Consider the following 12,833-nt stretch of genomic DNA (forward strand, 5'->3'; position numbering starts at 1 on the left):
GCCTGGTGCATTGCCGGCCGGCGTGGCGAGGGGGGGCGATGGAATTCAGGGGTAGAAAATCAGCACGCGGTAATTGGCTGCCGCCTGCTGCGTCCGGAATCGTACCCGAACCGGCAACTCGCTGCCCGCGCGCAGGCCCGTGGCGGCAAAGCCGCGCTGGGCGGGCTCCAGGTACTCGCCCGGCAGCAGCACACGGCGCAACAGCAGCTGGTCCTGCAGATCGGTCATCACGAGCTCGATCGCCGGCAGCGCCGTGGTGGCGCGGCCCTGGTTTCGCAGGGCGACGGCCAGCAGATACACGTCGCTTGCCTCATCCTGCTTCTGCAGTTGCGAGCTGTCGATGCGCAGGGCATCCAGGTCGCGCCACGGCGGTACCTCGCAGCCAAACGGTGCGCAGGCCGCCTCAAGTACCGGACGCAGCACCGGCATGCTGCCCGCAATCTGGCTGCGGGTCAGATAGACACCCTGCACGAGAATGCCCAGCCCGAGTACCACGGCCGCAGCGCGCAGCCAGGTACGCCGGCCGCCCGGCACCGATACCTTGGCGCTGGGCGCGCGCGCCTGCTCGCGCTCGCGCGTATGACGTAGGAAGTCGGGCGCGAAGACGGGGCCGCTCGCGGGCGACGCGGATGTCGTGGATGCCGACGTGGCGGAAGCGCCATGCTGGTTCAGCCAATGGCGCGTGGTGGTTTCGCGCGCTACGGCGTCGGGTGTGCCATCGCGCAACGTGACGCCGAGATCGTGTTCGATGACGTCCTTGGCTTGGGCGGCCCAGGCATCCGCCTCGGGATCGGCCGGATCCGCGACGCGCAGGAAGCCGCTGGCGCTGGGCACCGGATCCGCTTGCGGAAACGGTTCGGGCGTGGGCAATTCGTTGATGGACGTGCCAGACGACAGGTCAGGCAGTTCGTCGGCAGATACCGCGTCCGCAACCTCCGCACGCGCATCATCCGGGGTGGCTTCGGACGCCTGCGACAGCCCGGTTTCCGCCGTCTCGGGTACATCGGGGACATCCGGGACAGCTGCGGCAGCTTCCGGCATGGGCCGGGTCGACGGCGCATCGGCGGGGCGCAGTGGCGGCCACGTGGCCCTGGCGCTGTACGCGCCGTACGGCGGCATGCCCGACGGGTTAGGTGGTGCAAATGCAGCGGCGGGGTCCAGCGATGAGTGCGGTGCAGGCACCGGCGGCTGCGCTGGCACCGGCTCGTCGTCGAATGCGGAATGATTCAGCATCGGCCACGGCGCAGGCGGTTCGGTCAGCGGCGTCTCCGCTGCCGCTTTCGGTGCGGTGGCGGACGGCGCGGGTGTCAGGGCTTCGGATACTGGCTCCTCGTCCGCTTCCGGCGCGTGCGTCCCGAAGGCAGTGGTTTCGGTGGTGTCAGGCGAGATGGCGCGTGCGGCGTCGGGTTCGACAGCGATTTCCGTGCTGGCGGCGCCGGCGCCGGCAACCGTCTCCGCCGCCTCGGCATGCACGGCGGGTTCGACCGCCGCTTCCGTGCGATCGTCGCCGGCAATATTTGCAGCGGTCGCCGCGGCAGTCGTGTCTTGTGCCGGCGCCGCTTCATCGGGCGACGGCTCCGACATCATCGTCGTCGGCGAATCGAGCGCGGGCACTTCGTAGCCCGGATCAAAGCCCGGGTGGAACGGGGTGTCGTCTTCGCGCGCCCGGGTGGTTGCCTGCGTCTGCTCCGCATGGGCCAGCGCGGCGGCCATCGTCACGGCCGGCGCAGTCGCCGTAGCCGATGTCGCCGCCGGGGCGGGTACTTCGATCAGGTGTTCGCGCGCATCAAAGACGGTGTCGCATTGTCCGCAGCGGACCAGGCCCTGACGCAACCGCAGCTGGTCCGCAACAAGCCGGAACGCGGTGCGGCAGGCCGGGCAGCGCGTGACGAGCTTGGCAGCGGCCATGGTGACGAATCAGGAACGGTTGGCAGTCAGCGGGCGCGTGCCGTGCAGGCAGACCCAGCCTTCCTCGCTGCGCCAGACCGACATGGCCAGCCATGGCGCGTAGGCGGCGGCCACTTCATCGGCCTGCCGTTCCAGCACGCCGGACAGCACCAGCCGGCCGCCGGGACGCACGCGTGCCGAAAGCATCGCGGCCATCAGCTTGAGCGGATTGGAAAGGATATTGGCCACCACCAGGTCGTAGCTGGCTTCGGAGACCGACTCCGGCAGCGCAAAGCTGGCCTCCACGCGATTGCGCTCGGCGTTGTAGCGCGATGCCTCGACGGCGTTCGGATCGATGTCGATGCCGATGGTCTCGCCCGCGCCGAGCTTCTTCGCCACGATGGCCAGAATGCCCGAGCCGCAGCCGTAGTCCAGCACGGTCTCGCCGGCCTGCACGTTCTGCTCCAGCCATTGCATGCACAGGCGCGTGGTCGGGTGGCTGCCGGTGCCGAAGGCCAGGCCCGGATCGAGTTCCAGGATCACGGCGTCGGGCTCCGGCGCGTCGTGCCACGACGGCACGACCCAGATCTTCTCGCCCACGCGGATCGGCTCGAATTGCGACTGGGTCAGACGCACCCAGTCCTGGTCTTCCACCGAGCGCAACGCGAATTGCGGGACGGGGTCGACCTTGAGCGCGTTCGCGGCAGCGGTCACCACCAGCGCGGGGTCGGTCTCTTCGTCGAAGAGCGCCACCACGCGCGAGCGGTTCCACGCCAGCCGCGTCGGCTCCAGCCCGGGCTCTCCAAAGAGCGGTTGCTCGTCGGGCGTATCGGCGTCGGCGTCTTCCACCGATACCGACAGCGCGCCGAGGTCGAACAATGCGTCGGACCAGGCTTCAGCCTGGTCCTGCGCAATTTCGATCACACATTCCTGGAATGCCACAGGTTTCCTTTTGACTGCAAAGCCGGCCGATCAGGCCCCGCTTCAGGGTTTCTCGCCCTGGGCGTTGGCCTTCTGGGCCAGGCGGTGTTCAAGATAATGGATGCTGGTGCCGCCTTCCACGAAGTTGGCGTCGAGCATCAGTTCGCGGTGCAGCGGCACGTTGGTCAGGATGCCATCCACCACCATCTCCGACAGCGCAATGCGCATGCGGGCGATGGCCTGATCACGCGTGGCGCCATACGTGATGATCTTGCCGATCATCGAGTCGTAGTTGGGCGGCACGAAGTAGCCATCATACGCGTGCGAGTCCACGCGGACACCGGGGCCGCCGGGCATGTGCCAGGCGGTGATGCGGCCCGGCGACGGCGTGAACTTGAACGGGTCCTCGGCGTTGATACGGCATTCCAGTGCGTGGCCGCGCAGTTCCACATCCTTCTGGCGGTAGCGCAGCTTCTCGCCGTAGGCGATGCGGATCTGTTCCTGCACGATGTCGATGCCCGTGATCATTTCGGTGACCGGGTGCTCCACCTGCACGCGCGTGTTCATCTCGATGAAGTAGAACTCGTTGTTCTCGTACAGGAATTCAAACGTGCCGGCGCCACGGTAGCCGATCTTCTTGCAGGCGTCGGCGCAGCGGTCGCCGATGCGCTCGATCAGGCGGCGCGGAATGTGCGGAGCCGGCGCTTCCTCGATCACCTTCTGGTGGCGGCGCTGCATCGAGCAGTCGCGCTCGCCCAGCCAGATGGCCTGCTTGTGCTGGTCGGCCAGGATCTGGATTTCCACATGGCGCGGGTTCTCGAGGAACTTCTCCATGTAGACCTCGGGATTGCCGAAGGCGCGGCCCGCTTCCTCGCGCGTCATGTTGACGGCGTTGATCAGTGCGGCCTCGGTATGCACTACGCGCATGCCGCGGCCACCACCGCCGCCAGCGGCCTTGATGATCACGGGGTAGCCCACGCGACGCGCGGTGGCCAGGATTTCCTTCGGGTCATCGGGCAGGGCGCCTTCCGAGCCCGGCACGCACGGCACGCCGGACTTGATCATGGCCTGCTTGGCCGACACCTTGTCGCCCATCAGGCGGATGCTGTCGGAAGTCGGGCCGATGAACACGAAGCCGGACTTTTCCACACGCTCGGCAAAGTCGGCGTTTTCCGACAGGAAGCCGTAGCCGGGGTGGATCGCCTGGGCGTCGGTGACTTCGGCAGCCGAAATGATGGCCGGCATGTTCAGGTAAGACAGCGGCGACGGGGCCGGGCCGATACAGACGGCTTCATCGGCCAGCTTGACGTACTTGGCTTCCTTGTCGGCTTCCGAGTACACCACCACGGTCTTGATGCCCAGTTCGCGGCAGGCGCGCTGGATGCGAAGGGCGATTTCGCCGCGGTTCGCGATCAGAATTTTTTCAAACATGGTCTCTCTCTGCGAGAACAGGGGCGGGCCCGCGCACGCCAGGGTGGCGCACCGGGCCAACGCATGCGGCAGGGGCCTTTCGGGGGCCCGCCTGCCGCGTCAGCCGGCTGACGGCTTAGCCGATCACGAACAGCGGCTGGCCGTATTCCACGGCCTGGCCGTTTTCGACGAGGATTTCCTTGATCACGCCAGCCTTGTCGCACTCGATCTCGTTGAGCAGCTTCATGGCTTCGATGATGCAGACGGTCTGGCCTTCCTTGACGGTATCGCCCACGTTCATGAACGGTGCGGCACCCGGCGACGGCGCGCGGTAGAACGTGCCGACCATCGGCGACGTCACCACGTGGCCGGCCGGCAGTTGCGGGGCGGCTTCGGCGGCGGCGGCGGCAGCAGGGGCGACGGGGGCGCCGGCCATGGGGAAGCCGGCAGCGGCCGGTAGGGCCTGGAACTGGGGCATGCCAACCGGCGCCAGCACCTGCGGCGGTTGCTTGACGATACGAACCTTGCCGTCACCCTCGGTCACTTCGAGTTCCGAAATGCCGGATTCGGCCACCAGGTCGATCAGCGTCTTCAGCTTGCGCAGGTCCATCTTCTTATCCTCCAGAATCGGGTTGTCCGGTCACCTTCGTGTGAAGGGACGGCGGCGGTCAGTCATTGATTTGGCCTGCCACACAAACGTGCCAGGCCGCGGTTGTCTCGCTCTAACAGAGGCGGTGCGGGTTGCTAGCTGCTAGCTGTCCTGCTCCTGCGCCAGCGCGTATTCCAGCGCCAGCAGGTATCCCTGCCAGCCCAGGCCGCAGATCACCCCAATCGCCTGATCGGAAAAATACGAGTGATGGCGGAACGGCTCACGGCGGTGCACGTTGGACAGGTGTACTTCGACAAAGGGGATTGCCACGCCGGCCAGCGCATCGCGCAGCGCCACGCTGGTATGCGTGAAGGCCGCGGGATTGATGATGACGAGATCTACCCCTTCGCCGCGCGCGGCATGAACGCGATCTACCAGAGCGCCCTCATGATTGGACTGGAACGTGTCCAGCCCGATGCCTGCGGACGCCGCGCGTTTTGCCAACGCATCGTTGATGTCGGTCAGCGTGGTATGTCCGTAAGTCTGCGGCTCGCGCGTGCCCAGCAAATTCAGGTTCGGGCCATGCAGAACCAGGACTTTGCGGTAGCGGGCGGAGCGGCTGACGGTAGGGGTAGAAGACACGGCGGCTCGACCAGTTCAACGAAATTGCGCGGAGATTACCGTAGCTTAGAGGGATTTGTCTAGCACGGGATACAAGGCGCCATGTCGGCTCTAAGACATTTCCGAGCCCGAAAGCGCCGTTTTAAGCACAAAAACCGGTGGAATGGGGGTTTGTCCGCACGTTGGCGGTGCTTTCGGTGGATTTTGGCCGGAGATCGGTGCAGATCCCAGCGATTTGGTCGTTTCAGGTTGCCGGAGGGCTCAGGTGTTCGGCAATTCCTTGCGCAGTTCGTCGGCGTGTACCCGTCCCATCTTACGGTACTTCACGCTCCCCTCGGGGGTGATGATCACCGTATAGGGCAGGCCGCCCTGTGCATTGCCGAAGCTCTTGGCCAGTTCGGTGCCGGTGAAACCAGCCACCGCCAACGGGTACTTGACCGGCACTTTCTTGAGGAATTCCTGGATGTTGCCGGCGGAATCGATGCCGATGCCGATGAATTCGACGTTGCGCTGGGCGTATTCGCCATGCAGCGCGGTCAGTTCGGGCATTTCTTCCACACAAGGCCCGCACCATGGCGCCCAGAAGTTGACGACCAGCGTCTTGCCGCGAAACTTCGACAGATCCAGCTCCGCGCCCGACGGATCAGGCATTTTTGCCTGGAACAGCGATTCTACCGCCTGGTCGGACGGCTGTTTGGGGGCCAGCGCGAAATTCGCCACCAGGACGCCGGCGGCCGCGGCCACGATGGCCACGACAATCCAGATGACCAGGGAGGAACGGGGGGCGGGTGTGGAACCGGGCGTCGATGCAGTCATGTTTGAGTGACGTTGATGGCAGTTCTATATAGATAGGGCGATTGGGCCTCGATCGGCCCAATCGGGATCAATGGCCGCCGCTGGCCTCGCCCAACAGGGCGCGGACGGCATTGGCGTCCGCGCGGGCCACGCGACCGCTGGCGTCGACACGTGCCGCACCGCGTCCGTCGTCGGCATCATACAGCGCGATATGGATGCCCACCGGCGCGCCCAGCGTGGCCCGGACCTCGCCGGCCAGCTGGCGCGCCTCGCGCAGGGCCGGCCACTGGCCGCGCCACAGGAAGCTCAGCGTCTCCACGTTGGCCCGCCCGGCAAAGTGCCGGCTCTCGCTGGTCTCGAAATCCACCCCGGCGTTGAGCAGGTGCAGCGCCACGTCCTTGGGGCTGTCGCAGAAGCACTGTATATAGACGTCGGAATGCTCGGTGGCCGTGCCGTTGAGCACGGCGCCCACCAGATACGGCCGGAACGGGGCCAGGTCGTCCATGGCCAGCAGCGCCAACTGGCGCAGCAGAGCCAGGATGCGCGGCTGGTCCTCGCCGTGGAACAGTGCCTGGTAGGCCCGCACCTCTTCCTCGATCATGTCGTTGTCGGGCAGCCATTCGCCGGCCACGCGCATGTCGCCAAGCAGCTGGCGCGCGGCCTTGCGCTTGGCGGTGGCGTAATCGGCGCCATCTTCGGCGATCATGCGCGCGGCGGCCTGGGCGATTTCCTCGCGCAGGCGGCCGGGGTCTGAGGGGGTACGTCTGGACATGGTGTCGATGATACCCGCATGGCCGGACAACGAAGTCTGTGGCACGGTGGCGCAGCCCGGGGAACCCGCCGCATGCAGGTACAATCAGAGCCTTCTTTCCAGTGCCGCGTGGCCCGGCCGCCGCGGCCTCACGCATTCCCCAAGCTCCCATGCATATTCATATCCTTGGCATCTGCGGTACGTTCATGGGCGGCCTTGCGGTCCTGGCGCGCCAGGCGGGTCACCGCGTGACCGGCTGCGACGCCAATGTCTATCCGCCGATGAGCACCCAGCTCGAAGCCCAGGGCATCGACCTGATCGAAGGATTCGATCCGGAGCAGCTGTCGCTGAACCCCGACCTGTACGTGATCGGCAACGTGGTGTCGCGCGGCAACCCGCTGATGGAAGCCATCCTGAACCGTAACCTGCCGTACGTGTCGGGCCCGCAATGGCTGGGCGAGCACGTGTTGAATGGCAAGTGGACGCTGGCCGTGGCCGGCACGCATGGCAAGACCACCACCACGTCGATGCTGTCCTGGCTGCTCGAGGATGCCGGCTACAACCCCGGCTTCCTGGTGGGCGGCGTGCCGCAGAACTTCGGCATCTCGGCCCGGCTGACGGAATCGGACTTCTTTGTCATCGAAGCCGATGAATACGACACGGCCTTCTTCGACAAGCGCAGCAAGTTCGTCCACTACCGCCCGCGCACGGCCATCCTGAATAACCTGGAATACGATCACGCCGATATCTTCCCGGATCTTGCGGCGATCGAGACTCAATTCCATCATCTGGTGCGTACGGTGCCGGGGCAGGGCCGCCTGGTCGTGAACGGCAACGAGCCGGCGCTGGCCAGCGTGCTGGAGCGTGGCTGCTGGAGCGAGGTGGAACAGTTCGGCATGGGTGACTGGCGCGAGGGCGATGCCCGGACGTCCGCGCCGGCCGGCAAGGACGCCTTCGACGTGTACTTCCGCGACGAACTGCAGGGCACCGTGGTCTGGGACCTGCAGGGCACGCACAACCGCATGAACGCGATTGCCGCGATCGCCGCCGCACGCCACGTGGGTGTGCCGCCGGCCCAGGCCATCGAGTCGCTGGGCCGCTTTGCCAACGTCAAGCGCCGCATGGAAGTGCGCGGCGTGGCCAACGGCGTGACGGTCTACGACGATTTCGCGCATCACCCCACTGCCATTCAGACCACGCTCGACGGCCTGCGCCGCCGGGTGGGCAACGCCCGCATCCTCGCCGTGCTGGAACCGCGTTCCAACACGATGAAACTGGGTGTGATGGCCGCCCAGCTGCCGGCCAGCCTGGAAGCCGCCGACCTGGTGTTCGGCTACGGCGCGCCGTCCGGCAAGGACGCGCTGGGCTGGAACTTGGGCGAAGCGCTGGCGCCGCTGGGCGACAAGGCCACGGCCTTCGACGACCTGGGCGCGCTGGTCACGGCGGTCACCGCTGCCGCGCAGCCCGGCGACCAGGTGCTGGTGATGAGCAACGGCGGCTTCGGGGGCGTGCACCAGAAGCTGCTCGACGCCATCAAGGCCCGGGCCTGACCACGGTAGGACATCACATGCTGCTGTACCTGCACGGTTTCCGGTCCTCGCCGCAGTCGATGAAGTCGCGGCTGGTGCAGGAACGGATGCGCGCCTGGGGCCTGGAGAAGTATTTCGCCTGCCCGACGCTGAATGTGTCGCCGTCCCAGGCGATTGCCCAGGCCGAGGCCGCCATCCGTGGCGCTCGCGCGGGCGGCGAGACCGACATCGCCATCGTCGGGTCGTCGCTGGGCGGCTTCTACGCGCGCTGGCTGGCCGAAAAGCACGGCTGCCGCGCCGTGCTGCTGAATCCGGCCATCCATCCGTGGACAGACCTGGAGAAATACCTGGGCGAGCAGCCGCTGTACCACGGTGGCGGGTCAGTCGTGGTCCGGCCCGAACACCTGCAGGAACTGCTGGCGCTGCGTGTGGACACCATCACGCGGCCCGAACGCTATTACCTGCTGGCCGCCACCGGCGACGAGGTGCTGGACTATCGCGAGATGGTCGAGGCCTCCCCGGGCGCCAACATCCGCATCATCGAAGGCAGCGATCACGGTATCAGCGAATTCGACGACTACGTCGACGATGTACTGGCCTTCTGCGGCTATGTACCAGGCGGAAAGCGCCAGGTATGACGGGCGCGAGCGGCCTCAAGGGCCTGCGCGCCGTCTGGCACGCCCATCTGCCGCATGACACGGCCATGCCGCTGAACCAGCGCCGCTGGATTGCCGGCGAGGGGTCGCTGACAGCCCGCTTGATGTCGGCATCGTCACGCTTCCGCGTGCAACGGCTGGCGCAGGGGCCCCAACTGCCGTTTGCCGACGAATGGCAGGCGCTCGGCCTGATCCGGCCGGTACCGGCCATCACGCGCGAAGTGCTGTTGATCTGCGACGAAGTGCCGGCGGTCTTTGCTCATACCATCGTCGATCCGTACCGGGCGCGCCGCGACTGGCCGTTCCTGCGCGGGCTGGGCAACCGTCCGCTGGGCGGTGCGCTGTTCGTGGATCCAAGGGTGCGGCGCGACCCGTTCCAGTTCGCACGACTTTCGATCAACCACCCGCTGCGCCAGGCGCTGCAGCGGGTGTTTCCGGCGTTTGCGTCGGTGCCGATGCTGCCCGCGCGGCGCTCGGTATTCCGGCGCGGCGGCGGCGCCATGCTCGTGACAGAGGTCTTTCTGCCAGACCTGCTGACGCGGGCGGCGCCTGCCAATATTGGCGCGGGCGGCACCAGACTGCCCCGCCGTATCGACACACACAGCAAGGAAGAGAGACAAGCATCATGAAATTGGAAGGACGGGTCGCCATCATCACCGGTGCAGCCGCCGGTATCGGGTTTGCCACGGCGGAGCGCTTTGCCGCCGAAGGCGCGAAGCTGGTGCTTTGCGATGTGAATGAAACACGCGTGCGCGAGGCCGCCGAACGCCTGGCCGCCACGGGCGTCAGCGTCGACGCGCACAAGGTCGACGTGACCAGCCGCGACGAAGTGGACGGCGTGGTGGCCGCCACGCTGGCGCGCCATGGCCGCATCGACATCCTGGTCAACAACGCCGGTATCACCAAGGACGCGCGGCTTGCCAAGATGACCGAAGCGCAGTTCGACGCCGTGATCGACGTCAACCTCAAGGGCGTGTTCCATTGCGCCCAGGCCGTGGCCGCCGTCATGACGGAGCAGGGCAAGGGGGTGATCCTGAACGCGTCGAGCGTGGTTGGCCTGTACGGCAACTTTGGCCAGACCAACTATGCGGCCAGCAAGTTCGGGGTGATCGGCTTCACCAAGACCTGGGCGCGCGAACTGGGCCCGAAGGGCGTGCGCGTGAACGCGGTGTGCCCGGGCTTTGTGAACACCGAGATCCTGCAGAGCGTGCCCGACAAGGTGCTCGATGGCATGAAGGAACACTGCTGGATGCGCCGCCTGGCCGAGCCGGCGGAGATCGCCGCCATCTACGCGTTCCTGGCCAGCGACGACGCCAGCTACGTGAACGGCACGACGATCGAGGCCAGCGGCGGCATGTCGCTCTGAACCTCCAGGCCCCGGCAGGCCTTTTCTGGCCCGGGAGCGCCGCCGTTGCCGCAAGGCGGGGTGCGGTATCATCCCGGGTCGTATATCCGCCCGGCCCCGTCGTGTTTTGCGCGCTATAGTGCACTCCACGCCGACGTGTCCCGGCACTTCTGAAAGTACCGATCCATGCAGTTGCTGTTTGAAGAAGGCGGTGAGATTCGCGCCGGCACCGTACTTGCCCAACAGGGCGAGGCCTACCAGGTCGAGTTGCCTGCGGGCAAGCGCACCAAGGTCAAGGCCAAGGACGTGCTGCTGCAGTTTGCCCAGCCTTCGGCAATCGAAATGGTGCGGCAAACCGGCGAACTGACCGCCGAGATCGATCTCGACTTCCTTTGGGAATGCGCGCCGGCCGAGGAATTCGGCTTCGGCGAGCTGGCCGCCGAGTACTACGGCGCCGACGCCGGCGCCGTGCAGCAGGCCGCGCTGGCCATGGCGCTGCATGGCAACCCCGTCTATTTCCGCCGCAAGGGCCGCGGCCGCTACATGCGCGCTCCGGAAGACCAGCTCAAGGCCGCGCTGGCCGCAGTGGAGCGCAAGAAGCAGCAACTGCTCCTGCAGGGCGAGTACGAGGAACAGCTCAAGGCGCGCAAGCTGCCCGAAGCGTTCCGCAGCAAGGTGCTGCAACTGCTGTTCAAGCCGGACAAGAACAGCCTCGAATTCAAGGCCATGGATGCCGCCTGCACGGCACTGGGCATGACGCCGATGCGGCTGATGGTGGCGGTGGGCGGCGTGGAAAGCCCGCGCGCCCTGCACGAGGCCAAGTTCCTGGCCGAATGCTTTCCGAAAGGCACCGGATTCCCCGACGTGGACGTGCCCGATCCCAGCGGCGACCTGCCCCTGGCCGACGTCCAGGCATTCTCGATCGACGACGTCACGACCACGGAAATCGACGATGCCCTGTCGGTGACGCGCACCCCCGACGGCAAGCTGCGGGTGGGTATCCACATCGCCGCCCCGGGGCTGGGCATCAAGCGCGGCGAGCCGCTCGACGCCATCGGGCGCCAGCGGCTGTCCACCGTGTACTTCCCGGGCGACAAGATCACGATGCTGCCCGACAGCGTTGTGGACAAATACACACTGCAGGAAGGGCGCACCTGTCCGGCCCTGTCGCTCTATGTGACGGTGGACATGGACGGCATCGACGGCGTGACCATCCTGGGCAGCGAAACGCGCGCCGAGCTGGTGCCGATTGCCGCTAACCTGCGCCACAACCTGCTTGAGAATGTGGTGACCGAGCAGGCACTGGCGGCGGGCACGGGCGACTACCCGTTCCGCGAGGCGCTGACCGAGCTGTTCCGGCTGGCCAACCACTTGCATGACGAGCGCCAGAAGGCGCGTCTGGCCAGCGGCCTGCGTCCGGAAACGCACAACCGTGCGGACTTCAACTTCTATATCGACCCTATGGCGAATGGCGGCGAGCGGGTGCGCATCGAGCAGCGCCGCCGTGGGTCGCCGCTGGACAAGATCGTGGCCGAGCTGATGATCCTGGCCAACAGCACGTGGGGCAAGCTGCTGGCCGATCACGGCGTGCCGGGCATCTATCGCACGCAGAAGGCCTGGGGCATGCACCGCACGCGCATGCAGACCTACCCGGCGCCGCACGAGGGCCTGGGCGTGGCGCAGTACGCGTGGAGCACGTCGCCGCTGCGGCGCTATGTCGATCTGGTCAACCAGTGGCAGATCCTGGCGGTGGCCCAGCATGGCGTTACGGCCAAGCTGGTGGCGCCGTTCAAGCCCAAGGACGCCGACCTGCTGGCGGCCGTGGCCGATTTCGAGGGCACCTATGCCGCCTATGCCGACCACCAGTCGACCATGGAGCGCTACTGGTGCCTGCGCTGGCTGGCCCAGGAGGGCCGCGACAAGCTGGTGGCCACCGTGCTCAAGGACGGCGCGGTGCGCTTCACCCCGATTCCGCTGGTGGCCCGCGTGCCGGAACTGATGCAGGCCACGCGCGGCACGCAGGTGCTGCTGGAGATTGCGTCAACCGACGAGATTTCGCTCGACGTGTCGTGCCGTGTGCTGGAAATCTTCGCCGGTGAGGGCGAGGTGCCCGAGGAAGAGCTCGAGGGCGACAGCGGCGAGGGCGACGACGAACTGGCCGAGGTTTCCGCCGAGGCCGCGGCCGAGGCGGCTGCCGAAGATGCGTCGGAAGCCGCCGCGGAGGGTGGCGCCAGCCCGGAGGCGGGCCAGGATGACGACGATGCGTCGGCGCAACGCGACACCGACGCCAACCCCCCCGCCTGAGTCCTTCGGTAAACGGGGCGGCTCC

General features: G+C 66.8%; 12 protein-coding genes. 5 read left to right on the top strand and 7 right to left on the bottom strand.

Annotated features, from left to right (window positions below):
- Window positions 1–45: 45 nt before the first annotated feature.
- The 7 genes from CYJ10_RS06385 to CYJ10_RS06415 form a co-directional block, all read right to left on the bottom strand.
- On the bottom strand, window positions 46–1,908 hold the full coding sequence (locus CYJ10_RS06385; RefSeq protein WP_101680668.1) for a DUF3426 domain-containing protein: 1,863 nt from the start codon (window positions 1,906–1,908) through the stop codon (window positions 46–48).
- A gap of 9 nt (window positions 1,909–1,917) precedes the next feature.
- A complete protein-coding gene (gene prmA, locus CYJ10_RS06390; protein ID WP_101680669.1) occupies window positions 1,918–2,829 on the bottom strand; it encodes a 50S ribosomal protein L11 methyltransferase in 912 nt (303 codons plus the stop codon).
- Between the two features lie 42 nt (window positions 2,830–2,871).
- The gene (accC, locus tag CYJ10_RS06395; protein WP_101680670.1) at window positions 2,872–4,239 is read right to left on the bottom strand and encodes an acetyl-CoA carboxylase biotin carboxylase subunit; all 1,368 of its coding nucleotides are present in this window, start codon (window positions 4,237–4,239) and stop codon (window positions 2,872–2,874) included.
- Between the two features lie 115 nt (window positions 4,240–4,354).
- Window positions 4,355–4,828: an acetyl-CoA carboxylase biotin carboxyl carrier protein gene (accB, locus tag CYJ10_RS06400; RefSeq protein ID WP_101680671.1), complete on the bottom strand. Its 474-nt coding sequence runs from the start codon at window positions 4,826–4,828 to the stop codon at window positions 4,355–4,357.
- Window positions 4,829–4,969: 141 nt separating this feature from the next.
- Window positions 4,970–5,449, bottom strand: a complete 480-nt coding sequence (gene aroQ / locus CYJ10_RS06405; RefSeq protein ID WP_101680672.1) for a type II 3-dehydroquinate dehydratase — start codon at window positions 5,447–5,449, stop codon at window positions 4,970–4,972.
- Window positions 5,450–5,689: 240 nt separating this feature from the next.
- A complete protein-coding gene (locus CYJ10_RS06410) occupies window positions 5,690–6,244 on the bottom strand; it encodes a TlpA family protein disulfide reductase (RefSeq protein WP_101680673.1) in 555 nt (184 codons plus the stop codon).
- A gap of 67 nt (window positions 6,245–6,311) precedes the next feature.
- A complete protein-coding gene (locus CYJ10_RS06415; RefSeq protein WP_101681052.1) occupies window positions 6,312–6,995 on the bottom strand; it encodes a UDP-N-acetylmuramate--alanine ligase in 684 nt (227 codons plus the stop codon).
- Between the two features lie 149 nt (window positions 6,996–7,144).
- Here CYJ10_RS06415 and mpl point away from each other — a divergent pair, with 149 nt between their 5' ends.
- The 5 genes from mpl to CYJ10_RS06440 all read left to right on the top strand — a co-directional run bounded on the left by mpl (window position 7,145) and on the right by CYJ10_RS06440 (window position 12,808).
- A complete protein-coding gene (mpl, locus tag CYJ10_RS06420; RefSeq protein ID WP_101680674.1) occupies window positions 7,145–8,524 on the top strand; it encodes a UDP-N-acetylmuramate:L-alanyl-gamma-D-glutamyl-meso-diaminopimelate ligase in 1,380 nt (459 codons plus the stop codon).
- A 17-nt stretch (window positions 8,525–8,541) separates the two neighbouring features.
- A complete protein-coding gene (locus tag CYJ10_RS06425) occupies window positions 8,542–9,141 on the top strand; it encodes a YqiA/YcfP family alpha/beta fold hydrolase (RefSeq protein ID WP_101680675.1) in 600 nt (199 codons plus the stop codon).
- Entirely contained in the window at window positions 9,138–9,788 is a 651-nt protein-coding gene (locus tag CYJ10_RS06430; RefSeq protein ID WP_101680676.1) for a chorismate--pyruvate lyase family protein, read from the top strand. Before CYJ10_RS06425 ends, CYJ10_RS06430 begins: the two co-directional genes overlap by 4 nt.
- On the top strand, window positions 9,785–10,525 hold the full coding sequence (gene fabG / locus CYJ10_RS06435; RefSeq protein ID WP_101680677.1) for a 3-oxoacyl-ACP reductase FabG: 741 nt from the start codon (window positions 9,785–9,787) through the stop codon (window positions 10,523–10,525). Before CYJ10_RS06430 ends, fabG begins: the two co-directional genes overlap by 4 nt.
- A gap of 165 nt (window positions 10,526–10,690) precedes the next feature.
- Window positions 10,691–12,808 (top strand): ribonuclease catalytic domain-containing protein, encoded by a 2,118-nt coding sequence (locus CYJ10_RS06440; RefSeq protein WP_101680678.1) that lies wholly within the window; start codon window positions 10,691–10,693, stop codon window positions 12,806–12,808.
- Window positions 12,809–12,833 lie beyond the last annotated feature (25 nt).

The organism is Cupriavidus pauculus (genome assembly GCF_002858765.1).
GTDB lineage: Bacteria > Pseudomonadota > Gammaproteobacteria > Burkholderiales > Burkholderiaceae > Cupriavidus > Cupriavidus pauculus_B.